Below are 26,751 nucleotides of genomic sequence, written 5' to 3'. Positions count from 1 at the left end.
CCTCTGTACGAGGGAGCACGGCCCGCGGCCGTTTCAGTCCTGGGCCGTGTCCTCGGTGAGATGGTTGCGCAGCCCCGGCACCGAGAGCGTGCCGCCGAACTGGCCCGCCTGCGTCACCCTGGCGTCGGTGAAGAAGGCGAACGGGAGGTTCACCGGGGGCGGGGTGCGGGGGGTGAAGGTGACCGGGATCAGACCAAAGAGATTGCCCTTCATCTCCTCGGTGTACATCGTCACGGTCGCCTCGCGGATGGTCGAGGTGGAGCCCCGGCGGGCCCGGGCGTGGATGGTGGTGCCCTCGGGGCCCTTCACCAGCTGGTGGAGATCCCTGATGTCCACGCCGGTCGCGGTGAACTTCAGCGCCTTCTTGATCTTGCCGCCGCCGGTCCGCACCTCCACGATGCCGTGGTAGTTCAGACCGGTCAGGGTGAGCAGTGAGCTCTCCAGCACCCAGGGGTCGTCCGGGAGCAGCGGGCGGCCGGGTTCGAGCTCCGCGGCGGCGAGCGCCTCGGGGTCGGGGGTGGGACAGGGGAAGCGGGGCTTGGCCCCTTCGGGGATGGAGTCGTCCTTCTTGGGGTCGAGGCCCTTGGCGTCCTCGTCGAGTTCCTCGACGGCCGCGCCCGCCTTCGCCGCCGCGCTCTCGATGGCCTCTCGGGGCGTTCCGGCCGGGGCGCTCGACGCGGGCTTCGCCGACGGTGTGGCCGTGGGAGCGGTCGTGGGGTCGGTCTCCTCCGGCCGTCCGGCGGCGGCGGGCTTCTCGGGCTCGGCGCTCCCGGGGTGCGAGGGGGCCGGCGGCGTCTTCTCGCCGGCGCCGTCGAGGAGGTCCTTGAGCGCGTCGCCCAGTCCCAGCGGGTCCAGCGGATTGCCGGTCTTCTCCCCGTCGGCGTCGGAGTCCGGCTCGGAGTCCGGCTCGGGCTCCGGTTCGGTCTCCGGTTCGGTGGACTTCTCGGGGGCCGTGGAGCGTACGGCGGAGGGAGCCTCGCCCGGCGCGCTCTCCGCCGACCGGCTCCGGGCCGGGGTCGGAGCCAGGGTCTGGGTCGGGGTCTGGGTCGAGGAGGGGGACGGCGAGGGGCTCGCGGAGGCTTTGGGCGACTCGGATCCGGACGGCTCGTCGGAGCGGGTCACACAGGGGCCGGGGGCGTAGGGGATCTCCTTGTCCTCCGCGATCGCCGGCCGGGGAGTGAGGCTGATGCCCATCAGTACGGCGGTCGGCATCGCGGCCAGGGCCATCGCCTTGCCCGCCGGCCCGTGGAGCCTGGACAGCAGGGACTTCCTGGGGGCCGCGTGCCGGGGCCCCCTTCCGGCCGGCCGGTCCCCGTCGGCCCCGGTGTCCGTCAGCGGTGCGGCATCACCCTGCACGGTTCCTCCCGCCGTTGGCTTCGGTGGTGGTCTCGGGTGCACTCGCGCCGGGAAGGTCCCATCCCGTGCCGGCGTCTCTCGCCTCCCCGGACGCCGGTTGGCCGGAGGGCACGGGCAGCGGTTTCCCGGGCGCCCACGAGATCGAGAGCGCGCCGCCGACGAGCGACAGCAGGAAACCGACGACGAATCCGCCCAGATTGGCGATGGGGATCGAGATCAGGGCGAGCAGAATCGACGCCACTCCCGCGAACACCCGCACGATGTGGTGGAACCACATCGTCAGCCCGAGCGTGACGAGCAGCACGCCGATGATCAGCGATCCGGCGCCGGCGGTGGTGGACATGGAGAGGGTCAGATTGCCGAGCTTCATGCTCGCGTACGGGAAGTAGGCGATCGGGACGCCACCGAGCTGCGTGAACACCCCTGCCCAGAAGGGGCGTTGTCCCCGCCAGTCGCGGAACCGCCGCCGGAGGACGCGAAGGACGTGCTCGTTCTGCCCCGTGGCCATGGACTCGGCGTTCATGGAAAACAGCTCCCTGGAACTGGTGTTGCCGCGTGAGGAGTTGATCGGGTGGGCGGAGAACGGGGAGCGCTCCCGCCCACCCGGGACGGGGTCGCCGTCAGAAGCACTCGACCCCGTCGCCGCTGCCGCGCAGAAGCCGCATGTTCAGATCCTTCAGTTCAAAGGTTCCGGCCGTGGTCGCCCATGCCTTCTGCTCGACGTCCCACAGCTCGGCGCGCTCGGCCTGCTGGGCGAAGCCGTTCTCCAGGATCCGGTCGTCGCTCTTGACCGCGGGACCCTTGCCGGTGGTGGGGCCCGGATCGCTCTCCAGGTTGTCCGTGTCCTTGGCCGCGACGCCGATGTCGATGTTGTGGAACTTGGCGTTCGCGTCCAGCTGGGAGATGTCCAGATAGAGATTGCCCGCGACGACGGGACGGTCCTGCTCGGTGCCGGCCTTCAGCTTGAGGGTGATCTTGCCGAGTAAGGGCACATCGGTCACCACCGACTGACACATGCCCTCGATCCTGGCCCTCTTGAACGCGGAGATGGCCACCGGATGCTGGACGAGCCGCTCGCCCTCCATCTCCTCGTAGCCGACGTCGACTCCGCCGTACTGGGCGAAGCCCCGCCCGTCGAGGTAATCGGCCGTCACCTTGAACTCCTGGCCCGACACAGCGAAGGACGCCGCCAGCGCCCCCTGTGACAGACCGATGCCGATCGCGGCCGTAGCGGCCACGCTCGGCACCATGACCAGGGCGAATCGCTTCCATCTCGTTCCGCCACGAGCCACAGACTCCATGACTTTCCTCCTTCTCGGACGTACATCTCCGGTCCGGAACACTGACGCGGTCCGTCCGGGGATGGGAGAAGTGCTACGTCCTCGGGAAGGAGAGCGCCCGCGCTTTCGGCCATGTTCGGCAGTCTGAACACCGGCGATCACCCCCGAGCGACAACCACTGGCCGCGCCTGACGCATCACGCACGGCACATATCGGACAGGTCCCGCCGCTGGGACGGGAACCCCCCTGTCCACGGTCGGCGTCGCTGCGCCGGCCGACCCGGTGGGGACCCAAGATCGCGGCGCGGCTGGGTGCCGGGCCGGCGCGTTGTTGGACCGAGCGTCGCCGATCGTGGTCCATTCGGGGCCGAGGCACAAGAGGGGTCATTACTCACTGGTAACGGGCCGGTAACCACGCCGTCGACGACGAGCGTCGAGCAGCCACACAGGGTGGAGCCGAGTGTGTCAGCAGAAGGGGTAAATGCCGTCGATAAACGGACAGAAGAAAGGACTTGATTTACTGCGAGTAACAGGCATCGGAATTACCAAGTTTCGGCAAAGAGCGATCGCGTTCAGGCATCATCGCCGAAACGGCGGTGGCACACCCTCGGTGCCACCGCCGCAAATCACTGCATTCCCGGCGGAACGGAACGCCCGATCCGGAACTCCGGAATATGGCTCAGAACAGCACCCTCGCGAGCGCCGAACGCGCCGACGACACTCGCGGATCGTCGGGGCCGATCACCTCGAACAGCTCCAGCAGCCGCACCCGCGCCGCGTCCCGGTCGTCGCCCGCCGTGCGGCGGACCGTCTCCACGAGCCGGCCGAAGGCGTCCTCGACATGGCCGCCGACCAGATCCAGATCGGCGGCGGCGAGCTGCGCGGTCACATCGGCCGGCTTCTCTGCGGCCTCCTGGCGCACCCGCTGCGGGTCGAGTCCCCCGACCCGGCCCAGCAGTTGGGCCTGGGCGAGGCCGAGCTTGGCCTCGGTGTTGGCGGGGTCGTCGGAGAGCACATTGCGGTACGCCTGGACCGCGCCGGCGAAGTCGCCCGCGTCCAGGGCCTGTACGGCGGCCTCCAGCAGGGCGTCGTACGGACCGGCCGGGGGCTCCTGGGCGACCGCGCCCTCCGGGGCCGCACCCGCCTCGGGGTCGACGGCGACACCGGTGAGACCGAAGCGCTCCTCGGCGACCTGGATCAGCTGGTCGAGCGTCTGACGGATCTGCTGCTCGGGGGCCGCGCCCTGGAAGAGCGGCAGCGCCTGCCCGGCGACCACCGCGAAGACCGCCGGGATCCCCTGGATGCCGAACTGCTGCATCAGCATCTGGTTGGCGTCGACATCGACCTTGGCCAGCACGAAGCGGCCGTTGTACTCCTGGGCCAGGCGCTCGAGCAGCGGGCTGAGCTGCTTGCAGGGCTGACACCACTCGGCCCAGAAGTCGAGGACGACCGGGACCTCGGCGGAGCGCTGGAGCACCTCGCTCTCGAAGCCCGCCTCATCGACGTCGATCACAAGGCTCGCGGGGGAGACGGCGACGGCGCCGCCCTGGCGGGCGGCCTCGGCACGGGCCTGCTCGGCCTTGACCTTGGCCTCTCCGGCCGCCTTCACTGCGGCGAGGTCGACGACGCCGCTCATGGACATGTTCCTAGGCTGCATGAGTACATCCTCCCCCTTCCGCGCGCGCATGGGAAAAGTGCGGCCGGTAAGACCGTGACAACGGCGCTTCCGGTGCTCGTCCCCCGAGTGTTTCCTCGTGCGGGTGGTTCATCGGCGCGGGGTCCCCACCCCGCGCCCGTGGTCGTCGCTCACCCCCTGAGGGGTTTCGCTACGGGCCGTAGCGTAACTCCGCGAACCCTCCCGGTGTGAGATTCCTCCGGTGAACTGGCTCACAGCGAAAGGCCTACCCGCCGGTATGGTCGCCGTCATGTCCAAGCAGCCCACTCGTCCGGACGTCGCCGCCGACGCCGTGCGCACCGGCCCCCGGGGACGGCCCCGCAGCGCCGAGGCCGACTGCGCGATCCTCGAAGCCACCCGGGCGGCCCTGGTCGAGCTGGGGTGGTCCAAGCTGACGATGGGCGATGTGGCGACCCGGGCCAAGGTCGCCAAGACGACGCTCTACCGCCGCTGGGCGGGGAAGAGCGAACTCGTGGTCGACGCCGTCGCCGATCTCTTCGACGAACTCGAACTGCCGGATCTGGGCAGTCTCAAGGCCGATGTCGAGTGTGTGGTGCTCAGATTCGCGGCGCTGCTGGAGCGGCCGGAGACGCGCACGGCGCTGATGGCGGTGGTCGCCGAGGGCACCCGTGACGAGGCCCTGCGCGGCCGGATCCGCTCGGCGATCGTGGACCGGCAGAAGGGGCTGGTGCTCCAGGGGCGGGCCCGGGCGCAGGCCAGGGGCGAGCTGCCGTACGAGGACGATCCGGCGACGGCGGCGCGCAACGCCGATCTGATCTTCGACGTGATCGCCGGGGCGGTCGTCCACCGGACGCTGGTCAGCGCGGAGCCGGTGGACGCGGCCTGGGCCCGCTGCTTCACCAGGCTGCTGCTGTCGGGCCTGGCCTCGCTGCGGAACTGACCCGGCCCCGGACCGAACCCGGGCCCGGGGCGTACGGTCAGAAGCCCGGCGGCTCCGTGTAGGTGCCCCACTCCTCCCGCAGCGCACCGCAGATCTCCCCGAGGGTCGCCTCCGCGCGCACCGCCGCCAGCATCGGGGCGATCATGTTCGAGCCGTCCCTGGCCGCCACGAGCATCGCGTCCAGCGAGACGCGCACGGCCTCGTCGTCGCGGCGGGCCCTGCGGTCCGCCAGCTCCCGCACCTGCTCGCGCTCGACCTCGTGGCTGACCCGGAGGATCTCCAGATCGCCGGTGACCGAGCCGTGGTGGACATTGACGCCGACGACCCGCTTCTCGTCCTTCTCCAGCGCCCGCTGATAGCGGAACGCGGACTCGGCGATCTCACCGGTGAACCAGCCGTCCTCGATGCCGCGCAGGATCCCCGAGGTCATGGGCCCCACCGGGTGCCGCCCGTCGGGGTGGGCCCGCAGGCCGCGCTCCCTGATCCGGTCGAAGATCCGCTCGGCGTCGGCCTCGATCCGGTCGGTGAGCTGCTCGACGTACCAGGAGCCGCCGAGCGGGTCGGCGACATTGGCGACGCCGGTCTCCTCCATCAGCACCTGCTGGGTGCGCAGGGCGATCTCCGCCGCCTGCTCGCTGGGGAGGGCGAGGGTCTCGTCCAGGGCGTTGGTGTGCAGCGAGTTGGTGCCGCCGAGCACCGCGGAGAGCGCCTCGACCGCCGTGCGGACGACGTTGTTGTAGGGCTGCTGCGCGGTCAGCGAGACGCCCGCGGTCTGGGTGTGGAAGCGGAGCCACTGGGCCTTGTCGCTCTTCGCGCCGTACACCTCGCGCATCCAGCGGGCCCAGATCCGGCGGGCGGCCCGGAATTTGGCGATCTCCTCGAAGAAGTCGAGGTGGGCGTCGAAGAAGAAGGAGAGCCCGGAGGCGAAGTCGTCCACGTCCATGCCCCGGCTGAGCCCCAGCTCGACATAGCCGAAGCCGTCGGCGAGCGTGTACGCCAGCTCCTGCGCGGCCGTCGCCCCGGCCTCGCGGATGTGGTAGCCGGAGACGGAGAGCGGCTTGTACGCGGGGATGGCGCGCGCGCAGTGCTCCATCAGGTCGCCGATGAGACGCAGATGGGGCTCGGGCTGGAAGAGCCACTCCTTCTGCGCGATGTACTCCTTGAAGATGTCGGTCTGGAGCGTGCCGTTGAGCACGGCGGGGTCCACGCCCTGGCGCTCGGCGGCGACCAGATACATGCAGAAGACGGGGACCGCCGGGCCGCTGATCGTCATGGAGGTGGTGACTTCGCCGAGCGGGATGTCCTTGAAGAGGACCTCCATGTCGGCGGCGGAGTCGATGGCGACCCCGCAGTGGCCGACCTCGCCGAGGGAGCGGTCCTCGTCGGAGTCCCGGCCCATGAGGGTCGGCATGTCGAAGGCGACGGAGAGCCCACCGCCGCCGGCGGCCAGGATCATCTTGTAGCGCTCATTGGTCTGCTCGGCGTTGCCGAAGCCGGCGAACTGCCGGATGGTCCAGGTACGGCCCCGGTAGCCGGTCGGGTGCAGCCCCCGGGTGTACGGGTACTCGCCGGGCCAGCCGATGCGCTCGAAGCCCTCGTACACATCGCCCGGCCTGGGGCCGTAGACGGGGTCGACCGCGTCCCCCGAGAGCGTCGAGAAGTCCGCCTCCCGCTTGCGTGCCTTGTCGTAGCGGGCCTGCCAGCGTCGGCGGCCGGCCTCCATCGCTTCAGCGTCCATACATTGAATTTACTAGGACGTCCTAGTAAATGTCGATGGACCACGCCTTCGAGAAGGGGACGGGACACACGAAACCGCCGCGAGCCGTGCGCTCGCGGCGGTCGGGGGGCGTACGGGCTAGGCCTCCGCCTTGACGGCGTTGTCACCGTCGGTGATCAGGGCGCGGGCCTCGCGGGTGATCTTCGGCTCGACGAAGAAGGACGCGACGGGGATGCAGCCGGCCGCCAGGACCCACAGCAGCTTGCCGAACGACCACTTCGCCTTGGAGCCCAGGTCGAAGGCGAAGACCACGTAGACGATGAAGAGCACACCGTGGATCTGCGAGATCATCATGGTGTCGCCGGTCTCGAAGCCGTACTTCATGACGATGGCGACGGTGAAGACGAGCAGCCAGACGGCGGTGATGTACGCCATCACCCGGTAGCGGGTCAGCACGGTTTGTTTCATGCTCCGAGCGTAACGGGGCGTAGGTACCGCTCCGCGCGCGGGGCGGGCCGGGGAGCCCTCGCCGGACTCCCCCGGATCTCCCCGGAACCGCGCCGCGGCTACCGCTCCTCGAAGTCCTGGGCCGAGATCCGCAGCGGGCGCAGCAGGGCGAAGATCTCCGCGCACTCCTCGGCGTCGTACGCGCCGAGGCCGAAGTCCATCTCCATGAGGTCCTTGGTGGCCGACTCGACCACTTCGCGCCCCTTGGGGGTGATGGAGGCGAGGGTGCCCCGGCCGTCGTTGGGGTTGGGCCGCTTGTCGACGAGCCCCGACCTGACCAGCCGGTCCACGGTGTTGGTGACCGAGGTGGGATGGACCATCAGCCGCTCGCCGATCTTGGACATCGGCAGCTCACCGGCTTTCGAGAAGGTGAGCAGCACCAGTGCCTCGTAGCGCGCGAACGTCAGCCCGTACCGCTTGACGACTGCGTCGACCTGGGAGAGCAGGATCTGGTGCGCGCGCATGATCGAGGTGATGGCGGCCATGGAGGGGACGGGCCCCCAGCGCCGCCGCCACAGCTCGTCGGCGCGGGCGATGGGGTCGAATGGGAGGCTGAGCGGCTTGGACACGCCACGACCCTACCTACGAGTGGTCACTTGTCGATCAGTTCTGTCTCACTTGCTGGTCTTCCCCGGCCGGCCGGGGATCGCGCGGGGATACGCGAACGGGCGCGCGGCGGGCGATGCCCGTGCCGCGCGCCCGTTCGTACCGGGGCCCGAGAGGCCCTACGCGCCGACCTTGCCCACGCTGCGGGCGCGCGAGGCGATCACCGCGTCGTCGGCGGCCCGCTTCAGCTTGCGCTCGGCGACGAAGCCGCCGAAGGGGAGCACGGAGAGGATGAAGTACAGCGCCGCCGTCTTCAGCTCCCACTTGGTGCGGTTCCAGGCGTCCAGCCAGAACAGCACGTAGATGACGAAGAGAATGCCGTGGATCATGCCCAGCGCCGGGACCGCGTTGAACTCGGTCGTGCGCTTCAGCACCGAGGCGATCATCAGCAGGATGAAGGAGACGGCCTCCGGGGCGGAGACCAGGCGGAGTCGGTGGAGGGAGGAGGCGGTCTTGATGTCCACGAAAGGCACCTTCGGTGGGGCGGTGGGAGAGGATCTTGTGAACACGCTCACAAGCGCCCGCCCATTGTGGCAGCCTCCTTTGCCAAGCCTTTGTCCGGGGTGCGGTCCGGGGTGCGCGTCCGGGACCGTCGGCCCTGTCCCGGTGTCGGTGGAGCCGGTTACCGTCGCTGGATGGCAATGTTCCGGCTCCAGGGGAGCAAGGTGCTCGCGGTCGGCATGACCGGCGACGCCGTCAAAGCGAAGAACGGGTCGATGGTCGCCTACGACGGCCGGATGGACTTCAAGAAGCTCTCCGGCGGCGGTGAGGGCATCCGGGGGATGGTCACCCGCCGGATCACCGGCGAGCAGATGACCCTGATGGAGGTGAAGGGCGAGGGCACCTGCTACTTCGCGGACCGGGCCTCGGAGATCAACCTCGTGGCGCTGCACGGCGACAAGCTGTACGTCGAGTCCAGCAATCTGCTCTGCGCCGAGTCCTCGCTGCGCACCGGCACCAGCTTCACGGGGCTGCGCGGCGGCGCGAGCGGCACCGGGCTCTTCACCACCACCGTCGAGGGCAGCGGCCAGGTGGCGATCATGTCCGACGGCCCGGCCGTGGTGCTGCGGGTGAGCCCTCAGTACCCGCTCTCCGTGGACCCCGGCGCGTATGTCGCCCATCAGGGTGGTCTGCGGCAGACCTTTCAGTCCGGTGTGAGCTTCCGCACGCTGCTGGGCGAGGGCGGCGGCGAGGCGTTCCAGATCCGTTTCGAGGGCGACGGACTCGTCTATGTGCAGCCGAGTGAGCGCAACACCGTCGGCGGGGAGGTCTGAGATGCCGTTCCGTGAGATCAATTCCCGGATGGTCGAGGCGACGCTCGTCCCGGGGCAGCGGATGTTCAGCCAGCGCGGCGCGATGCTCGCGTACCGGGGCGAGGTGTCCTTCACCCCGAACGTCCAGGGCGGTCAGGGCGGTCTGGCCTCGCTGATCGGCCGCCGGGTGGCGGGCGAGGCGACCCCGCTGATGACGGTGGAGGGGCAGGGCACGGTCCTCTTCGGGCACGGCGGGCATCACATCCAGCTCATCGGCCTGACCGGGGACACGCTCTTCGTGGAGGCGGACCGGCTGCTCGCCTTCGACGGGACGCTGGAGCAGGGGACGATGTTCCTGGGCTCGCAGGGCGGGGTGATGGGCATGGTGCGCGGCCAGGTGAGCGGCCAGGGGCTCTTCACCACCACGCTGCGCGGCCACGGCTCGGTCGCGGTGATGGCGCACGGCGGGGTGGTCGAGCTGCCGATCCACCCGGGGCGTCCGGTCCATGTGGACCCCCAGGCGTATGTGGCCCACCACGGCGACGTACGGAACAAGCTCTCCACCGCGCTCGGCTGGCGGGACATGGTGGGGCGGGGCTCGGGCGAGGCGTTCCAGCTGGAGCTGAGCGGCAGTGGCGCGGTGTACGTCCAGGCATCGGAGGAGAAGCTGTGAGCACGCCCGTGGTGTTTGACCCGATGACCCTGCCGAGTGACGACAACGTCAACCCGTACACCTTCTGTGTGGAGTTGAAGGGCGGCCAGTGGTTCCTCCAGAAGGGGAAGATGATCGCCTACTACGGGCGGATCGACTTCAACGGCATCGGCCACGGCCGGCTGGACCGGCTGCTGCGGACCTCGTTCCACTCGCCGCTGCACGCGAGCGACTGGGTGGTGGCCGAGGGCAGCGGGGGGAAGATGCTGCTCGCGGACCGGGCGTTCGATGTGAACTCGTACGACCTGGAGGACGGGAATCTGACGATCCGGTCCGGGAATCTCCTCGCCTATCAGCCGACCCTGGCGCTGAAGCAGTCGATCGTGCCGGGCTTTCTCACCCTGATCGGCACGGGGAAGTTCGTGGCCGCGTCGAACGGTCCGGTGGTCTTCATGGAGCCGCCGCTGCGGGTGGATCCGCAGGCGCTGGTGGGGTGGGCGGACTGCCCGTCCCCCTGCCATCACTACGACCACGGCTACATGACCGGGGTGATGGGCGGGCTGCGGGCGATGACGGGGCTGGGCGGGGCCTCCGGCGAGGAGCACCAGTTCGAGTTCGTGGGCGCGGGGACGGTACTGCTCCAGTCGACGGAGGCGCTGCTTCCGGAGACGGCCACGGGAGCGCCGCCGGAACAGGCCGGGGTGCCGGGCGGCCATGGCGGCTCGGGCGGCGGCGCACCCGCGGGCGGCTCGGGTCAACACGGCTCCAACCCGCGTCTCCCAGGTCAGCTGGGGGATCTCCAGCGCCGCTTCGGCCTGTGAGCGGTAGTCTGCGGAGTGTGACGTCGAACGTCTGCGCCCCTGGGTCCTGATCCCTCGGACAGGTCCCGGGCCGTCGGGCGGCTCCGGAGTGCGAGTGCCCCGCGTCACATTTCCCGAGATCCGAAACTTCGTCCGTATTTCAACTTCTTAGGTAGAATCCATATATGGAGACCGAGACGGCCACGCGCTGGCTGAGCGATGACGAACAGTGCACCTGGCGTACCCATCTGGACGTCAGCAGGCTGTTGATGCACCAGCTGGAGAAGGATCTCCAGCCGTTCGGCCTGACCAACAACGACTACGAGATCCTGGTGAATCTGTCGGAGTCGGAGGACCAGCGCATGCGGATGAGCGATCTCGCCGCGGCCACGCTCCAGTCCAAGAGCCGGCTCTCGCACCAGATCACCCGCATGGAGAACACCGGACTGGTCCGGCGCGAGAACTGCGAGTCGGACCGGCGCGGGCTCTACGCGGTACTCACCGACGAGGGCATGGCGACCATGCGCAAGGTGGCCCCGCACCACGTCGGCTCCGTGCGCAAGCACTTCATCGACCTGATGACCCCGGAGGCGCTCGCCGCCCTGCGGGCCTCCCTCGCCCCGGTCGCCGACCACCTCCGGGGCAAGCGCGGCAAGATCTGAGCTAGCTCGCGGCGGGCAGGCGCAGCTCGAAGAGCGCGCCGCCCGTCGCCGCGCGGCCGACGGTGAGGCTGCCGCCGTGCCGCTCGGCCACATCGCGGGCGATGGCCAGGCCGAGCCCGGCCCCGCCCTCGTCACGGCTGCGCGCGTCGTCGAGCCGGACGAACCGCTCGAAGATCCGCTCCCGCTCGGCCTCCGGCACGCCCTCGCCGTCGTCGGCGACCGCGAGCACCACGTACCGCCCGTCCCTGCGGACCGAGGCGGTGACCTCGGCCTCGGCGTGGCGCTGGGCGTTGTCCAGCAGATTGCCGAGGACGCGCGCCAGCTGGGAGCGGGAGCCGTCCACATCGAGTCCGGCGTCGGCGGTCTCCACCGTCAGGGCCACCCGGTCGCCCGCCGCCCCCGAGGCCGTCCGCTGGGACGTCTCCTCGCGCACCAGCGCACTCAGGTCGACCCGGGCCAGCCCGGGCCGCTCCCCCGCGTCCAGCCGGGCCAGCAGCAGCAGATCGGCGGCGAGCTGCTGGAGCCGTACGGTGTCCTCGACCGCGCCCGGCACATCGAGCAGCTCCGGGTGGGCCGCGCCGACCTCCAGCTGGGTGCGGAGCGAGGCGATCGGGCTGCGCAGCTCGTGGGAGGCGTCCGCGACGAAGCGCCGCTGGCGCTCCTCGGAGGCCTCCAGCGCGGCGAGCGTCTCATTGGTCGTCCGGGCCAGCCGGGCCACCTCGTCCCGGGAGCCGGGCTCGGGCACCCGCCGGGAGAGGTCCGCCGAGGCGGTGATGGCCGCCATCTCACGGCGGATCCCCTCGACGGGGGCCAGCGCGCGCCGGGTCACCAGCCAGGTCACGGAGCCGACGATCAGCAGCAGCAGCGGGAGGCCGATCAGCATGGCGTCGCGGACGGTGGCCACCGCGCCCTCCTCGGTGGCCAGCGGCGCGCCCGCGTGGACGGTGGCGGTGACGCCCTCGTCGTCGGTCGCCTCGACGGCGGCGAAGCGGTACGAGGCGGTGTCGCCGTGCACGGTGGCGCTGCCGCCGGTGAAGACGGGCCGCTCGGCGGAGACCCGGCCGGGCTCCGGCTCCTCGTCGGACCGGTCGTCCTCGCCGTTCTCGTCGGTGCGGTCCTCGTCGGGGTCCTCGCTGCGGCCGTCGTCCTGCTCGCAGGGCTCCTTGGTCACCTTGGGGCTGCCGGTGCCGGAGATCTTCTCCAGCCCCTCGCTGGCGGCGATCAGACAGCCGTTCTCGGCCACGATCTGCACGGGCCGCTCGTCGCCGTCGGAGAGGTCGGGGGCGCGGCCGAGGGCGAAGCGGGAGGCGGTCTCCCGCGCGGTGACCTCGGCCTGGAGGTCGGCCGCGCCGGTGAGATGGTTCCGCAGCAGCAGCAGGACGGAGAGCCCCGCCGCGATCAGCGCGACGGCGACGACGAGGGTCGCGCCGATGGAGGCCTTGGCCCGTACGGATCTCACGCTCCGGCCACCAGCCGGTAGCCGGCTCCGCGCACGGTCTGGATGCGGGGCGCGCCCAGTTTGCGGCGCAGGGCGCTGATGTAGACCTCGATGATGTTGGGGTCGCCGTCGAAGGCGAAGTCCCAGACGTGTTCGAGGATCTGGGCCTTGCTGACGACGTCCCCGGCGCGCACGGCGAGCTGTTCGAGGACGGCGAACTCCTTCGCGGTGAGGGCGACCTCGTCCTCGCCCCGGAAGACGCGGCGGGCGGCGGTCTCGATCCTCAGATCCCCGACGGTGAGCACCGGGGAGGCCCCGGCCCGGCCCCTGCGGCGCAGCAGCGCCTTGATCCTGGCGACCAGGACGACGTAGGAGAAGGGCTTGGTCAGATAGTCGTCGGCCCCGGTGTCGAGCCCCTCGGCCTCGTCGTACTCGCCGTCCTTGGCGGTGAGCATGAGGATGGGGACGTCGTCGCCCGCGGCGCGCAGGGCGGCGCAGACCCGGTAGCCGTTCATGCCCGGGAGCATGATGTCGAGGACCACGAGGTCGTAGTCCCCCTCGGAGGCCCGGTGGAGCCCTTCGAGCCCGTCGTGGACCACGTCCACGGCGTACCCCTCGGCCGTCAGTCCCCCGGCGAGGGAGAGTGCGAGCCGCTTCTCGTCCTCCACGATCAACAAGCGCATGTGCTCAGGGTCGCAAACCGAAGCTGAAGATCCCTTCAGGCGGCTTCAGGTTGTGTTCAGCATCCCCCGGCCAGATTGGTGTCCGTCAGCGCCGCTCCAGCCGAAAAGGAACCCCTCATGAAGCGCAAGATCCTCGTAGCCGTCGCCGCACTCGCCCTGGTGGGCGGTGGCGCCTTCACCGCAGTGGCCGCGTCGGGCGACGACGACAAGGCCGTCCCCGCGTCGAAGATCTCGGTGACGGACGCGGTGAACTCGGCGCTGAAGAAGCAGCCCGGTGTGGTCGAGTCGGCCGGCCGTGACGACGACGGCGACGGCGCGTGGGAGGTCGAGATCGTGGACGCCAAGGGTCTCGGGCACGAGATCCGGGTGGACGCGAAGAGCGCCGAGGCCTCGGTGGAGAAGGACGACGACGATGACCGGGACGACGACCGCGACGACCGCGACGACGACCGGCGCGAGGGCGACGCCGCCGTCGGCGATGCCACGGTCAGCGCCCAGCAGGCCGTCTCGGCGGCGCTGTCCTTCCGGCCGGGCGCGGTGACGGAGGTCGAGTTCGACGACGGTCACTGGGCGATAGAGGTCCGCGCCGAGGACGGCAAGGAGCACGACGTCCGGGTGGACGCGAAGACGGCCAAGGCCTCGGTGGAGAAGGACGACGACCACGGCGACAAGGGCGCCGGCCGGGACGGCGACCGGGACGGCCGCGACGATCTGGCGGGCGACCGGGCGGACGACGCCGACGACCGGAACGACGACCGCGACGACCGGGACGACCGCGACGGCACGGACACCGACGACCGGGCCGACGACGCGGACGACCGGAACGACGACGGCGACCGCGACGAGGACCGCGCGGACGGCTGATCGCCCCCGCACCCTGTCCCCACGGGCGCGCCACGGCCCGGCCGGATCCTTCGAGGACCCGGCCGGGCCGTCGCCGTACCCCCGGCGGTCAGGACTCGGTCAGCCCCGCCACCAGCTCGTCGGCCGCGCGGTAGGGGTCCAGCTCGCCCGCGACGATGCGCCGCGCCAGCTCGTCCAGCCGGCGGTCGCCGTGGAGATCGCCGATGCGTTCGCGGAGCGCGGTGACCGCGATGGTCTCCACCTCGCCCGCGGCCCGGCGGGCCCGGCGCGTCTGGAGCGCGCCGCTCTCCTCCATCCAGGCGCGGTGCTTCTCCAGGGCCTCGACCACCTCGTCGGTGCCCTCACCGCGCGATGCCACCGTCCGCACGATCGGCGGCCGCCAGTCCCCGGGGGCGCGGGCCTCGCCCAGCCCCAGCATGTGGTTCAGCTCGCGGGCCGTCGCGTCCGCGCCGTCGCGGTCCGCCTTGTTGACGACATAGACGTCGCCGATCTCCAGGATTCCCGCCTTCGCGGCCTGGATGCCGTCGCCCATGCCGGGCGCGAGCAGCACCACGGAGGTGTCCGCCTGGGCGGCGATCTCCACCTCGGACTGGCCCACCCCGACCGTCTCCACGAGGATCACCTCGCACCCCGCCGCGTCCAGGACGCGGATCGCCTGCGGGGCGGCCCACGCCAGACCGCCCAGATGCCCCCGGGTGGCCATGGAGCGGATGTAGACGCCCGGGTCGGAGGCGTGCTCCGACATCCGGACCCGGTCGCCCAGCAGCGCCCCGCCGGAGAACGGCGAGGACGGGTCGACGGCGAGCACCCCGACCCGGCGGCCCGCCCTGCGGTACGCGGTGACCAGGGCCGAGGTGGAGGTCGACTTGCCGACGCCGGGCGAGCCGGTCAGGCCGACCACGTACGCCCCTCCGGTCAGCGGGGCGAGCGCCGCCATCACCTCGCGCAGCTGCGGTGACGCCCCCTCCACCAGGGAGATCAGCCGGGCGACCGCCCGGGGCCTGCCTTCCCTGGCCTGGGCGACCAGCTGGGGGACGTCTGCCATCTCACCGCTCCTAGGGAGTGTCTTCAAAGTAGCGCCGTCCTCCCGTAGGGAGGGTCTGGCGGGGTCTGGTGCTCCCCCTGGGCCTTCGGCCAGGGGGAGGGCGTGCCGGGGCACGACGGACAGGCGGGACTTTGAAGACACGACCTTGGTCGTGGCCGTCAGCCGGCCGAGGGAACGCGGAGGATCAGCGCGTCGCCCTGGCCGCCGCCGCCGCACAGCGCCGCCGCGCCCACTCCGCCGCCCCGGCGCTTCAGCTCCAGCGCCAAGTGGAGCACGAGCCGGGCCCCGGACATGCCGATCGGATGGCCGAGAGCGATCGCTCCGCCGTTGACGTTCACTCTTTCGCTGGACACCCCGAGATCCTTCATTGACTGCGCGGAGACCGCGGCGAAAGCCTCGTTGATCTCGATGAGATCGAGGTCGCCGACGCCGATGCCCTCCTTGCCGAGGGCGTGCAGGATCGCGTTGGACGGCTGCGACTGAAGGGAGTTGTCGGGGCCGGCGACATTGCCGTGCGCACCGATCTCGGCGATCCACTCCAGGCCCAGTTCCTCGGCCCTGGCGCGGCTCATCACCACGACGGCCGCCGCGCCGTCGGAGATCTGCGAGGCGGTGCCAGCGGTGATCGTGCCGTCGGCGGAGAAGGCCGGACGCAGCCCGGCCAGCGACTCCGCCGTGGTCTCGGGCCTGATGCCCTCGTCCTCGGTGACGAGGACCGGCTCGCCCCGGCGCTGCGGGATCTCCACGGGGGTGATCTCCGCCGCGAAGATCCCGTTCTTCCGCGCGGCGGCGGCCCGCTGGTGGGAGAGCGCGCCGATGGCGTCCTGCTCGGCGCGGGCGATGCCGAGCCGGGTGTTGTGCCGCTCCGTCGACTCGCCCATGGCGATGTTCTCGAAGGCGTCGGTGAGCCCGTCGTGGGCCATCGAGTCGAGCATCTCGATCGCCCCGTACTTGTGGCCCTGGCGCGACTTCGGCAGCAGATGCGGCGCGTTGGTCATCGACTCCTGGCCGCCGGCGACGACCACGTCGAACTCGCCGGCCCGGATCAGCTGGTCCGCCAGGGCGATGGCGTCCAGCCCGGAGAGACAGACCTTGTTGACGGTGAGCGCGGGGACGGACATCGGGATGCCCGCCTTGACGGCCGCCTGGCGGGCCGGCATCTGCCCGCCCCCGGCCTGGAGCACCTGGCCCATGATCACGTACTGCACCTGGCCGGGGGCGATGCCGGCCCGCTCCACCGCCGCGGCGATGGCGAATCCGCCCAGGTCGGAGCCGGAGAAGGAAGCGAGCGAACCGAGGAGCCGTCCCATCGGCGTCCTGGCTCCCGCGACGATCACTGAGGTGGTGCCGGTCGTTCCTGACATCAGACACGATCCCCTTCCGGCCCGGGGGCCGAGGAGTGAACGAGGGTTTACCTCAAATGTACTGAGCGGTCCGGCCGGGGGTCATCGGGCGGTCGGTGTGATCGCGCGCACGTTGCGTAACGGGCCCATCGGCGCTGGACTGTAGGGATGCTGACGCGAATCGACCACATCGGGATCGCCTGTCACGACCTTGACACAACTGTCGAGTTCTACCGGACCACCTATGGATTCGAGGTCTTCCACGCCGAGGTCAACGAGGAGCAGGGCGTGCGGGAGGCCATGCTGAAGATCAACGAGACCTCCGACGGGGGCGCGTCCTACATCCAGCTGCTCCAGCCCCTCACCGAGGACTCACCCGTCGGGAAGTGGCTGGCCAAGAACGGGGAAGGAGTTCATCACATCGCCTTCGGCACCGCCGACGTGGACGCCGAGGCGGACGCCGTCCGGGAGAAGGGTGTACGGGTCCTCTACGACAGCCCGAGGGCCGGTTCCATGGGATCGCGCATCACCTTCCTGCACCCCAAGGACTGCCACGGCGTCCTCACCGAACTCGTCACCTCCGCAACGGACCACTGACCTGAGGATTCCCGGCCCGGTAGAGTGGGCGATTCCGGGCCGGGGCCGGTCGGGGTCGCACCGCGGCCTCTCATGTTGATCTGTCACCATTCCCCGGGGAGCCGTTCGCGAGCGGACGGCGCTTGTGTGGAGTCAGTTGCGACCAGGGGACGGATGGGACCGCGCAGTGCGGGGCTACGAACACCAGGAGAGCCACCGAGCTGACGACGACCACCTCTCGCGGTTCGAAGCCGAGATGGACCGGCTGAAGACCGACCGGGAGAAGGCCGTCCAGCATGCCGAGGACCTCGGCTACCAGGTCGAGGTATTGCGCGCCAAGCTGCACGAGGCGCGCCGCAACCTCGCCTCCCGTCCCGCGTACGACAGCGCCGACCTCGGCTATCAGGCCGATCAGCTGCTCCGTAACGCCCAGGTGCAGGCCGACCAGCTGCGCCAGGACGCGGAGCGCGAGCTGCGCGAGGCCCGGGCCCAGACCCAGCGCATCCTCCAGGAGCACGCCGAGCACCAGGCCAGGCTCCAGGCGGAGCTGCACGCCGAGGCCAATCAGCGCCGGCAGCGCCTCGACCAGGAGCTGGCCGAGCGCCGCCACACGGTCGAGGCCCATGTCAACGAGAACGTCGCCTGGGCCGAGCAGTTGCGCGCCCGCACCGAGTCGCAGGCCCGCAGACTCCTCGACGAGTCCCGCGCCGAGGCGGAGCAGTCCCTCGCCCAGGCCCGCGCCGAGGCCAAGCGCTCCGCCGACGAGGCCCGCCGCCGGGTCGGCGCCGAGACCGAGGCCGCCCGCGCCGAGGCCGAGTCGGTCCTGCTGCGCGCCCGCAAGGACGCCGAGCGGCTGCTCAACGCCGCCTCCGGCCAGGCGCAGGAGGCCGCCGCCCACGCCGAGCAGCTGCGCACCTCCACCACCGCCGAGGCCGAGACCGCCCGCCAGCAGGCGACCGAGCTGAACCGGGCCGCCGAACAGCGGATCCAGGAGGCCGAGGAGCGGCTGCGGGAGGCGCGCGCGGAGGCCGAGAAGGTCCTGGGCCAGGCCAAGGAGTCCGCCGCCCGCCAGCTCGCCTCCGCCGAGTCCGCCAACGAGCAGCGCACCCGCACCGCCAAGGCGGAGATCGCCCGGCTGGTCGCCGAGGCCACCACCGACTCCGAGTCGCTCAAGGCCGAGGCGGAGCAACTCCTCGAGGACGCGAAGGCGGAGGCCGAGAAGCAGCTCACCGCCGCCGCCGAGAAGGCCCGCACCGTCGCGGCCGAGGACTCCGCCGCCCAGCTGGCCAAGGCCGCCCGGGCCGCCGAGGAGATCCTCACCAAGGCGTCCGACGACGCCCGGGAGACCACCCGCAAGGCCGGCGAGGAGGCCGAGCGGATCCGCCGCGAGGCCGACGCGGAGGCCGACCGGCTGCGCGGCGAGGCCGCCGAACAGGCCGACCAGCTCAAGGGCGCGGCCAAGGACGACACCGCCGAGTACCGCGCCAGGACCGCCGAACTCCAGGAGGAGGCGCGGCGGCTGCGCGGCGAGGCGGAGCAGCTGCGGGCCGAGGCGGTCGCCGAGGGCGAGCGGCTCGGCACCGAGGCACGCCGGGAGGCCGTCCAGCAGATCGAGGAGGCCGCCAGCACCGCCGAGGAGCTGCTGACCAAGGCCCGTACCGACGCCGACGAGCTGCGCTCCTCCGCGACCACCGACAGCGAGCGGGTGCGCGCCGAGGCGATCGAGCGCTCCACCGCGCTGCGCCGGCAGGCCGAGGAGACCCTTGAGCGCACCCGCGCCGAGGCCGACCGGCTGCGCGAGGAGGCGCTGGAGCAGGCGGAGGAGGTGGCCGAGGCCGCCGAGCGCGCCGCCGCCGAGCTGCGCGAGGAGACCGCGCGGACCCTGGCGTCCCGTCAGGAGGAGTCCGCCCAGGAGCTGTCACGGCTCGCGGCCGAGGCCGAGGCCCGGCTGACGGCCGCCGAGGAGAGCCTCGCCGACGCGCGCGCCGCGAGCGAGCGGATCCGGCGCGAGGCCGCCGAGGAGAGCGAGCGGCTGCGCACCGAGACGGGCGAGCGGAACCGGAACCTCCAGGCGCAGGCCGACGAGGAGGCCGAGCGGCTGCGCACCGAGGCCGCGGGCGATGCCGCCGCGGCCCGCGCGGAGGCGGAGAACGTCGCCGTACGGCTGCGCAGCGAAGCCTCCAACGAGGCGGAGCGGCTCAAGAGCGAGGCCCAGGAGACCGCCGACCGGCTGCGTGCCGAGGCCGCCGCCGCCGCCGACCGGGTGGGGGCGGAGGCCGCCGAGGCGCTGGCCGCCGCCCAGGAGGAGGCCGTGCGCCGCCGCCGGGAGGCCGAGGGGATCCTCGAATCGGCGCGCGCCGAGGCCGATCAGGAGCGGGAGCGGGTCGGCGAGGAGAGCGAGGAGCTGCTCGCCTCCGCCCGCCGGCGGGTCGAGGAGGCCCAGGCCGAGGCGCACCGGCTGGTGACGGAGGCCGACGGCCGCGCCACCGAGCTGGTGGCCGCCGCCGAGCTGAACGCCAAGCAGGTGCGGGAGTCGGTCGCCGGGCTGCACGAGCAGGCCGAGCAGGAGATCACCGGGCTGCGCTCGGCCGCGGAGCACGCGGCCGAGCGGACCCGGAGCGAGGCGCAGGAGGAGGCGGACCGCGTCCGCGCCGACGCGCACGCCGAGCGGGAGCGGGCCGCCGAGGACGCGGCGAGCCTGCGGGCCAGGGCGCAGGAGGAGACCGAGGCGGCGAACGCGCTCGCCGAGCGGACCGTCGCCGAGGCCGTCGCGGAGACCGACCGGCTGCGCTCGGACACCTCCGACTACGCCCAGCGGATGCGTACGGAGGCGTCCGACGCGGTCGCCTCCGCCGAGCAGGACGCCGCCCGCACCCGGGCGGACGCCCGGGACGACGCCAACCGGATCCGTTCGGAGGCGGCGGCCCAGGCGGACCGGCTCGTCGGCGAGGCCACGAGCGAGGGCGAGCTGATCCGTACCGAGGCCCAGCAGGTGCTGGACGAGGCGCGGCAGGCCGCCGACAAGCGGCGCTCCGACGCCGCCGCCCAGGCGGACCAGCTGATCGGCGAGGCGAGCGCCGAGGCCGAGCGGCTGGCGTCCGACGCGCGGAGCGAGACGGAACGTCTGGTGACCGAGGCGATCGAGGAGGCCGAGCGGAGCCGGACGGAGAGCGAGCGGATCCTGGACGAGGCGCGGCAGGCCGCCGACAAGCGGCGCTCCGACGCCGCCGCCCAGGCCGACGAGCTGATCGGCGAGGCGAGCGCCGAGGCCGAGCGGCTGGGCTCCGACGCGCGGAGCGAGGCCGAGCGGCTGGTGGCGGACGCCACCGCGGACGCCGCGCGGAGCCGGGCGGAGGCGACCGAGGACGCGGAGCGGATGCGCGCGGAGGCCACCGAGGCGGTGGCCTCGGCCCAGCAGGCGTCCGAGCGGATCAGGTCCGAGGCGCGGCAGGTCAAGACGGACGCCGAGGCGGCGGCCGAGCGGCTGGCAGCCGATGCCCGCGCGGCCTCCGAGCGCACCGTGGACGAGGCGCGGGAGGCGGCGGCCAAGAGCCGCCGGGACGCGGCCGAGCAGGCGGACCAGCTGGTGAACAAGGCTCAGGAGGAGGCGCTGCGCTCCGCCCTGGAGGCAGAGGAGCAGGCGGACGCCATGGTGGGCGCGGCCCGCCAGGAGGCCGAGCGGCTGGTCGCGGAGGCGACCATCGAGGGCAACTCCCTGGTGGAGAAGTCCCGTACCGACGCCGATGAGCTGTTGGTCGGCGCGCGCCGGGACGCCACCGCCATAAGGGAGCGCGGCGACGAGATGCGCGCCCGGGTGGAGTCCGAGGTGGAGGAGTTGCACGAGCGGGCCCGCCGGGAGACCGCGGAGCAGATGCGGACGACCGGCGAGCGGGTCGACCATCTGGTGAAGGCGGCGACCCAGCAGCGCGACGAGGCCGAGGAGAAGGCCAAGCAGCTGGTGGCCGACGCGAACTCGGAGGCGAGCCGGGTCCGTATCTCCGCGGTCAAGCGGGCGGAGGGGCTGCTGAAGGAGGCCGAGCAGAAGAAGGCCGGACTGACCCGCGAGGGCGAGCAGATCAAGGCGGAGGCCGTGGCCGAGGCCGAGCGCGCGGTGACGGACGGAAAGCGCGAGTTGGAGGTGCTGGTGCGGCGGCGCGAGGACATTCAGGCCGAGATTTCCCGGGTCCAGGACGTGCTGGAGGCCCTCGGCTTTGAAGCTCCGCCGGTCGGCGGCAAGCCGTCCGGCGGCCCGTCGGGCGGCGTCAAAGCCGGTGCCGCTGCTGGGGTTACACGTTCCAGCGGCAAGTCCTCCGACGGCTAGCCACTCAAAAGGCTGGACATTCTCCAGATCAAACCCGCATCCACTCGATGACACGCCGCTTAGGCCCCTAGGATTCCAACTATCACCTCACCGGTCTCATTCGACAGGAACCCCATGAGCGACACTTCCTCCCCCTTCGGCTTCGAGCTCGTGCGGCGTGGTTACGACCGCGGCCAGGTGGACGACCGCATTACCAAGCTCGTCGCCGACCGTGATAGCGCTCTCTCCCGAATCACCTCTCTCGAAAAGCGCATCGAAGAACTCCACCTGGAGACGCAGAACGCCCAGGCGCAGGTCTCCGACGCCGAGCCCTCGTACGCCGGCCTCGGTGCGCGTGTCGAGAAGATCCTGCGGCTCGCCGAGGAGGAGGCGAAGGACCTGCGCGAGGAGGCCCGCCGCGCCGCCGAGCAGCACCGCGAGCTGGCCGAGTCCGCCGCCCAGCAGGTGCGCAACGACGCCGAGTCGTTCGCCGCCGAGCGGAAGGCGAAGGCGGAGGACGACGGCGTCAACATCGTCGACAAGGCGAAGGGCGAGGCCCAGCAGCTGCGCAGCGAGGCGCAGAAGGACGCGCAGTCCAAGCGCGAGGAGGCCGACGCGCTCTTCGAGGAGACCCGTGCCAAGGCCGCCCAGGCCGCCGCGGACTTCGAGACCAACCTCGCCAAGCGCCGGGAGCAGTCCGAGCGGGACCTGGCCTCGCGTCAGGCGAAGGCCGAGAAGCGTCTCGCGGAGATCGAGCACCGCGCCGAGCAGCTGCGCCTGGAGGCCGAGAAGCTGCGTACGGACGCGGAGCGCCGGGCCCGTCAGACGGTGGAGACGGCCCAGCGTCAGTCCGAGGACATCGTGGCGGACGCCAACGCCAAGGCCGACCGGATCCGCAGCGAATCGGAGCGCGAGCTGGCGGCGCTCACCAACCGCCGCGACTCGATCAACGCGCAGCTGACCAACGTTCGCGAGATGCTGGCCACGCTGACGGGTGCCGCGGTCGCCGCCGCCGGCTCCCCCGCCGACGACGAGCCGATCTCCCGGGGGGTCCCGGCCCAGCAGTCCCGCTGACTCCCCGTCCGGATGTGCGACTCCTCCCCCTCCGGGGAGCGTGCGGGTCAAAGAATGCGTCAAGCCCCCTGCCGTTCAAGTGGCGGGGGGCTTCGCGCGCCCTTAGCGTGGCCGCATGATCGAGCTTGAGGGCCTCTCCAAGCGATTCGGCGCGAAGGTCGCCGTCGACCGTCTGTCGTTTCAGGTCAGGCCGGGGGTGGTGACCGGGTTCCTCGGTCCGAACGGCGCGGGCAAGTCCACCACGATGCGGATGATGCTCGATCTGGACAATCCGACCAGTGGCAGCGTACGGATCGACGGCAGGCACTACCGGGAGCTGGCGGAGCCGCTGAAGTACATCGGCGCGCTGCTCGACGCGAAGGCGATGCACGGCGGGCGGAGCGCGTACAACAATCTGCTCTGTCTCGCCCAGGCGAATCGCATCCCCTCCTCCCGGGTCTCGGAAGTGCTGGACATCGTCGGACTCACGGCGGTGGCGCGGAAGAAATCGAAGGGATTTTCGCTCGGCATGGGCCAGCGGCTGGGAATCGCCTCCGCGCTGCTCGGCGATCCGGAGATCCTCATGTTCGACGAGCCGGTGAACGGGCTGGACCCGGAGGGAATTCACTGGATCCGCAATCTGATGAAGCAGCTCGCCGCCGAGGGGCGGACGATCTTCGTTTCCTCGCACCTGATGAGCGAAATGGCGCTCACGGCGGATCACTTGATCGTGATCGGGCAGGGCCGGCTGCTGGCGGACACCTCGATGGCGGCATTCATCCAGGAGAACTCGCGCAGCTACGCGCGGGTGCGCTCGCCGCAGCCGGAGCGGCTGCGGGATCTGCTGCACACGGCGGGGTTCACCCCCGTGGAGGCGGCGGGCGGCGCGCTGGAGATCGACGGCGCGACGACCGAGCGGCTCGGCGAGCTGGCGGCGGAGCACGGTGTCGTCCTGCATGAGCTGAGCGCCCAGCGGGCCTCGCTGGAGGAGGCGTTCATGCAGATGACGGCGGGTTCGGTGGAGTACCACGCACACGGTACGAGCGATCCGGGGCGGTCCGCGCCGCCGGGCCCCCGCTGGGGCGAGGGGCCGCCGGCGGACACGGGCCCCCGCTGGGGCACCGGCGGCAGCGGCAGCGGCACGGAGGGAGTCTGAGCCATGGCCTCACTGCCCGCGGTCCTCCAGTCGGAGTGGACCAAGATCCGTACGGTGTCCTCCACGCTCTGGACGCTGGCCGCCGCCTTCCTGGTGACGGTCGCCGTGAGCGCGGCGCTCTGCGCGCTCTTCCGGTCCACCTTCGACGATCTCTCCCCGGCTCAGCGGCTCACCTTCGATCCGACGCTCGCGAGCTTCTCCGGGATGACGCTCGGCCAGCTGGCGATGGTGGTCTTCGGGGTGCTGGTGGTGGGCACCGAGTACAGCTCCGGGATGATCCGCACCTCGCTCGCCGCCGTGCCGCAGCGCGGCACCTTCCTCTTCGGCAAGCTGGCGGTGGCCACGGTCCTGGCGCTGGCGGTGGGCATGGCGACGAGTTTCGCCTCCTTCTTCCTCGGCCAGGCGCTGCTGGGCGAGCACCGCACGACGCTCGGCGCGGAGAACGTGCTGCGCGCGGTGGTCGGCGGCGGCCTCTACATGGGGCTGATCGCGCTCTTCTCGATGGCGGTGGCGACGATGCTGCGCAGCTCGATGCTGTCGCTCGGCATTCTGATGCCGTTCTTCTTCCTGGTCTCGCAGATCCTGGCGGCGGTGCCGAAGGCCAAGACGGTCGCCCGGTACTTCCCCGACCAGGCCGGCGCGCGGATCATGCAGGTGGTGCCGGACGCGCTGGGCGGCACCAAAGTCCCGTACGGCCCCTGGGAGGGGCTGGGGATCATGCTGATCTGGGTGCTGGTGGCGCTCGCCGGGGGGTACGCGGTGCTGAAGCGCCGCGACGCGTAGAGACCCGCCCATACCCCCGGGAACGTGATCGAAAAGTTACCGAGTGGCTGGAACTATACGAACCTCGATATCCTCCTCTCTCTTACGGGGGTGTGCGGCCGACCGGCCGGAGCCCCGATGACGAGAAGTCGATGGGGCTGGAGAATGATCGAGGCAGTCGGCCTGACGAAGCGCTACGGCGCCAAGACGGCCGTGTACAACCTTTCCTTCCAGGTGAGGCCCGGCGCGGTGACCGGATTCCTCGGCCCCAACGGTGCCGGCAAGTCCACCACCATGCGGATGATCCTGGGGCTCGACGCCCCGACCGAGGGCAAGGTCACGATCGGGGGCCTGCCCTTCCGGCAGACCCCGAACGCGCCCCGCCAGGTCGGCGCGCTGCTCGACGCCAAGGCCGTCCACGGCGGGCGCAGCGCCCGCAACCACCTGCTGTCGCTGGCGCAGCTCTCCGGGATCCCGGCCCGCCGGGTGGACGAGGTGCTCGGCGTCGTCGGTCTCCAGGACGTGGCGCGCAAGCGCTCGAAGGGCTTCTCGCTCGGCATGGGCCAGCGGCTCGGCATAGCGGCGGCCCTCCTCGGCGACCCCCAGGTGCTGCTCTTCGACGAGCCGGTCAACGGTCTCGACCCCGAGGGCATCCTCTGGGTCCGCAATCTGATGAAGCGGCTCGCCGCCGAGGGCCGTACGGTCTTCGTCTCCTCGCACCTGATGAGCGAGATGGCCCTCACCGCCGACCATCTGATCGTGATCGGCCGCGGGCAGCTGCTCGCGGACATGAGCGTCACGGACTTCATCTCGACCAACTCGGCCGACTTCGCCCGGGTGCGCACCCCGGACGACGAGCCGCAGTCGCGCGACAAGCTGTCCGCCGCGCTCTCCGGGGCAGGCGCCCAGGTGCTGACCGAGCCGGACGGCGCGCTGCGGGTGACCGGGCTGCCGCTGCCCCGGATCAGCGATCTGGCGCACGGTTCGGACGTCCGCCTCTGGGAGCTGTCCCCGCACCGGGCCTCGCTGGAGGAGGCGTACATGCGGATGACGCAGGGCGCGGTCGACTACCGCTCGTCCGTCGACCAGAAGGCGGGGCTGACGCAGCAGCCGCAGCCCGGGTTCGGGGCGCCGCAGCAGCGGATCCCCGAGGTGCCGCAGCAGGGCTTCTACGCCCCGCCGCCGCCCGGGTCCGAGGCCAACCCCTACGCGGGCGCTCCGGCGGCCGCGCAGGCCGCGCCGCCCGCCGCCGCCCCCGCCGACCTGACCAAGCCCGAGGACCCCCGATGACCACCCCCTACCAGCAGCAGGGCGCTCCCGTCGCCTCGTACTCCTCGCCGATCCCGGTCCGCAAGGCCCACCTCGGGGACGCGCTCGCCTCCGAGTGGACCAAGATCCGTTCGGTGCGGTCGACGATCTGGACGCTGAGCGTCATGGCCGTGCTGATCGTCGGCATCGGCCTGCTGATCGCGGTGGCGCTGAACGGCGCCGACGCCGACATCGCCAATGAGCAGGTGCTCTTCTTCGGCTTCTTCGGGGTGCTCCTCGCCAGCGTCTGCGTGATAACGCTCGGCGTGCTCACCGTCGCCTCGGAGTACGGGACCGGGATGATCCGGACCACGCTGACGGCCTGCCCCTCGCGGAGCCGGGTGCTGACCGCGAAGGCGCTCGTCTTCTTCCTGGTCGTCTTCGTCTCCACCCTGGTGCTCACGCTGGTGGTCGGCGCGCTCCAGGTGTCGATCCTCGACGGCGCGAAGGCCCCCACCAACGAGGAGTGGTTCCGCTCCACCTTCGGTGTGAGCTTCTTCCTCGCCTCCCTCGGTCTGCTCTCGCTCGCCGTGGGTGTGCTGATCCGGCACTCGGCGGGAGCCATCACCGCCATGATCGGCGTGGTGCTGCTGCCGATGGTGGTGGCGATGTTCCTGGCCGTGGAGTCCCTGGCGAAGGTCCAGGAAGCGCTCTTCGACTACTCGATCCCCAACCAGCTCGGCGTGCTCTACACCGACGCCGGTGTCGACTCCGGCCCGCAGGGCTGGGAGCCGGTGTGGATCATGGCCGGAGTGGCCGCCGCCGCGCTGGCCGGCGCGTACGCGGTGCTGAACTCGCGCGACGTCTGAGAGACC

The 26,751-nt window shown here is 71.5% G+C and carries 25 protein-coding genes; 13 read left to right on the top strand and 12 right to left on the bottom strand.

Annotated elements, in window-relative coordinates:
* Positions 1-33 precede the first annotated feature (33 nt).
* The 4 genes from ABD371_RS03435 to ABD371_RS03420 form a co-directional block, all read right to left on the bottom strand.
* Positions 34-1,356 carry a hypothetical protein gene (locus ABD371_RS03435; RefSeq protein ID WP_344472504.1) on the bottom strand — a complete coding sequence of 441 codons (1,323 nt, stop codon included), beginning with the start codon at positions 1,354-1,356 and terminating at the stop codon, positions 34-36.
* Positions 1,346-1,879 (bottom strand): DUF6114 domain-containing protein, encoded by a 534-nt coding sequence (locus tag ABD371_RS03430; RefSeq protein WP_344472502.1) that lies wholly within the window; start codon positions 1,877-1,879, stop codon positions 1,346-1,348. Before ABD371_RS03430 ends, ABD371_RS03435 begins: the two co-directional genes overlap by 11 nt.
* A gap of 97 nt (positions 1,880-1,976) precedes the next feature.
* The gene (locus tag ABD371_RS03425; protein ID WP_344472500.1) at positions 1,977-2,657 is read right to left on the bottom strand and encodes a DUF6230 family protein; all 681 of its coding nucleotides are present in this window, start codon (positions 2,655-2,657) and stop codon (positions 1,977-1,979) included.
* Between the two features lie 657 nt (positions 2,658-3,314).
* On the bottom strand, positions 3,315-4,292 hold the full coding sequence (locus ABD371_RS03420) for a tetratricopeptide repeat protein (RefSeq protein WP_344472498.1): 978 nt from the start codon (positions 4,290-4,292) through the stop codon (positions 3,315-3,317).
* Positions 4,293-4,560: 268 nt separating this feature from the next.
* Here ABD371_RS03420 and ABD371_RS03415 point away from each other — a divergent pair, with 268 nt between their 5' ends.
* The gene (locus ABD371_RS03415; RefSeq protein WP_344472496.1) at positions 4,561-5,211 is read left to right on the top strand and encodes a TetR/AcrR family transcriptional regulator; all 651 of its coding nucleotides are present in this window, start codon (positions 4,561-4,563) and stop codon (positions 5,209-5,211) included.
* A gap of 37 nt (positions 5,212-5,248) precedes the next feature.
* Here ABD371_RS03415 and icmA read toward each other — a convergent pair whose 3' ends face one another.
* From icmA to ABD371_RS03395, 4 genes are all read right to left on the bottom strand, one after another.
* On the bottom strand, positions 5,249-6,949 hold the full coding sequence (gene icmA / locus ABD371_RS03410) for a coenzyme B12-dependent isobutyryl-CoA mutase large subunit (RefSeq protein WP_344472494.1): 1,701 nt from the start codon (positions 6,947-6,949) through the stop codon (positions 5,249-5,251).
* 117 nt (positions 6,950-7,066) lie between these two features.
* Complete coding sequence (locus tag ABD371_RS03405; protein ID WP_344472493.1) at positions 7,067-7,396, bottom strand: DUF3817 domain-containing protein; 330 nt, start codon at positions 7,394-7,396, stop codon at positions 7,067-7,069.
* Positions 7,397-7,494: 98 nt separating this feature from the next.
* Positions 7,495-8,004: a MarR family winged helix-turn-helix transcriptional regulator gene (locus ABD371_RS03400; RefSeq protein WP_344472491.1), complete on the bottom strand. Its 510-nt coding sequence runs from the start codon at positions 8,002-8,004 to the stop codon at positions 7,495-7,497.
* A gap of 156 nt (positions 8,005-8,160) precedes the next feature.
* Entirely contained in the window at positions 8,161-8,505 is a 345-nt protein-coding gene (locus ABD371_RS03395; protein WP_344472489.1) for a DUF3817 domain-containing protein, read from the bottom strand.
* 177 nt (positions 8,506-8,682) lie between these two features.
* Here ABD371_RS03395 and ABD371_RS03390 point away from each other — a divergent pair, with 177 nt between their 5' ends.
* From ABD371_RS03390 to ABD371_RS03375, 4 genes are all read left to right on the top strand, one after another.
* Complete coding sequence (locus tag ABD371_RS03390; RefSeq protein WP_344473187.1) at positions 8,683-9,315, top strand: AIM24 family protein; 633 nt, start codon at positions 8,683-8,685, stop codon at positions 9,313-9,315.
* Position 9,316: 1 nt separating this feature from the next.
* A complete protein-coding gene (locus ABD371_RS03385; RefSeq protein WP_344472487.1) occupies positions 9,317-9,967 on the top strand; it encodes an AIM24 family protein in 651 nt (216 codons plus the stop codon).
* The gene (locus ABD371_RS03380; protein ID WP_344472485.1) at positions 9,964-10,767 is read left to right on the top strand and encodes an AIM24 family protein; all 804 of its coding nucleotides are present in this window, start codon (positions 9,964-9,966) and stop codon (positions 10,765-10,767) included. The genes ABD371_RS03385 and ABD371_RS03380 overlap by 4 nt, the downstream gene beginning before the upstream one ends.
* A gap of 164 nt (positions 10,768-10,931) precedes the next feature.
* Entirely contained in the window at positions 10,932-11,408 is a 477-nt protein-coding gene (locus ABD371_RS03375) for a MarR family winged helix-turn-helix transcriptional regulator (RefSeq protein WP_344472483.1), read from the top strand.
* 1 nt (position 11,409) lies between these two features.
* Here the strand turns inward: ABD371_RS03375 and ABD371_RS03370 are convergent, their stop codons facing one another.
* Complete coding sequence (locus ABD371_RS03370) at positions 11,410-12,867, bottom strand: sensor histidine kinase (protein ID WP_344472481.1); 1,458 nt, start codon at positions 12,865-12,867, stop codon at positions 11,410-11,412.
* Positions 12,864-13,529: a response regulator transcription factor gene (locus tag ABD371_RS03365; RefSeq protein WP_190123324.1), complete on the bottom strand. Its 666-nt coding sequence runs from the start codon at positions 13,527-13,529 to the stop codon at positions 12,864-12,866. Before ABD371_RS03365 ends, ABD371_RS03370 begins: the two co-directional genes overlap by 4 nt.
* Before the next feature lie 117 nt (positions 13,530-13,646).
* On the opposite strand from ABD371_RS03365, the gene ABD371_RS03360 reads away from it, so the two are divergent.
* Complete coding sequence (locus tag ABD371_RS03360) at positions 13,647-14,393, top strand: PepSY domain-containing protein (protein WP_344472479.1); 747 nt, start codon at positions 13,647-13,649, stop codon at positions 14,391-14,393.
* Positions 14,394-14,481: 88 nt separating this feature from the next.
* Here the strand turns inward: ABD371_RS03360 and meaB are convergent, their stop codons facing one another.
* Positions 14,482-15,438: a methylmalonyl Co-A mutase-associated GTPase MeaB gene (meaB, locus tag ABD371_RS03355; RefSeq protein ID WP_344472477.1), complete on the bottom strand. Its 957-nt coding sequence runs from the start codon at positions 15,436-15,438 to the stop codon at positions 14,482-14,484.
* 158 nt (positions 15,439-15,596) lie between these two features.
* The gene (locus tag ABD371_RS03350) at positions 15,597-16,802 is read right to left on the bottom strand and encodes an acetyl-CoA C-acetyltransferase (protein WP_344472474.1); all 1,206 of its coding nucleotides are present in this window, start codon (positions 16,800-16,802) and stop codon (positions 15,597-15,599) included.
* 147 nt (positions 16,803-16,949) lie between these two features.
* Here ABD371_RS03350 and mce point away from each other — a divergent pair, with 147 nt between their 5' ends.
* The 7 genes from mce to ABD371_RS03315 all read left to right on the top strand — a co-directional run bounded on the left by mce (position 16,950) and on the right by ABD371_RS03315 (position 26,745).
* Positions 16,950-17,378, top strand: a complete 429-nt coding sequence (mce, locus tag ABD371_RS03345) for a methylmalonyl-CoA epimerase (protein WP_190123320.1) — start codon at positions 16,950-16,952, stop codon at positions 17,376-17,378.
* 166 nt (positions 17,379-17,544) lie between these two features.
* On the top strand, positions 17,545-21,678 hold the full coding sequence (gene scy / locus ABD371_RS03340) for a polarized growth protein Scy (RefSeq protein WP_344472471.1): 4,134 nt from the start codon (positions 17,545-17,547) through the stop codon (positions 21,676-21,678).
* Between the two features lie 114 nt (positions 21,679-21,792).
* Positions 21,793-22,731, top strand: coding sequence for a coiled-coil domain-containing protein (locus ABD371_RS03335; protein ID WP_190123318.1), 939 nt, complete (start codon positions 21,793-21,795; stop codon positions 22,729-22,731).
* Between the two features lie 115 nt (positions 22,732-22,846).
* Positions 22,847-23,866, top strand: a complete 1,020-nt coding sequence (locus ABD371_RS03330) for an ABC transporter ATP-binding protein (protein ID WP_344472468.1) — start codon at positions 22,847-22,849, stop codon at positions 23,864-23,866.
* A gap of 3 nt (positions 23,867-23,869) precedes the next feature.
* Positions 23,870-24,649, top strand: a complete 780-nt coding sequence (locus ABD371_RS03325) for an ABC transporter permease (protein ID WP_344472466.1) — start codon at positions 23,870-23,872, stop codon at positions 24,647-24,649.
* Positions 24,650-24,793: 144 nt separating this feature from the next.
* Positions 24,794-25,918 carry an ABC transporter ATP-binding protein gene (locus ABD371_RS03320; protein WP_344472464.1) on the top strand — a complete coding sequence of 375 codons (1,125 nt, stop codon included), beginning with the start codon at positions 24,794-24,796 and terminating at the stop codon, positions 25,916-25,918.
* Positions 25,915-26,745 (top strand): ABC transporter permease, encoded by an 831-nt coding sequence (locus tag ABD371_RS03315; RefSeq protein ID WP_344472462.1) that lies wholly within the window; start codon positions 25,915-25,917, stop codon positions 26,743-26,745. Before ABD371_RS03320 ends, ABD371_RS03315 begins: the two co-directional genes overlap by 4 nt.
* Positions 26,746-26,751: the final 6 nt, after the last annotated feature.

This window comes from Streptomyces amakusaensis, from assembly GCF_039532665.1.
GTDB classification, from domain to species: Bacteria; Actinomycetota; Actinomycetes; order Streptomycetales; family Streptomycetaceae; genus Streptomyces; species Streptomyces amakusaensis.
The sequence above is the reverse complement of the archived record's forward strand: the minus strand, read 5'-3'. Positions and strand labels throughout refer to the sequence as shown.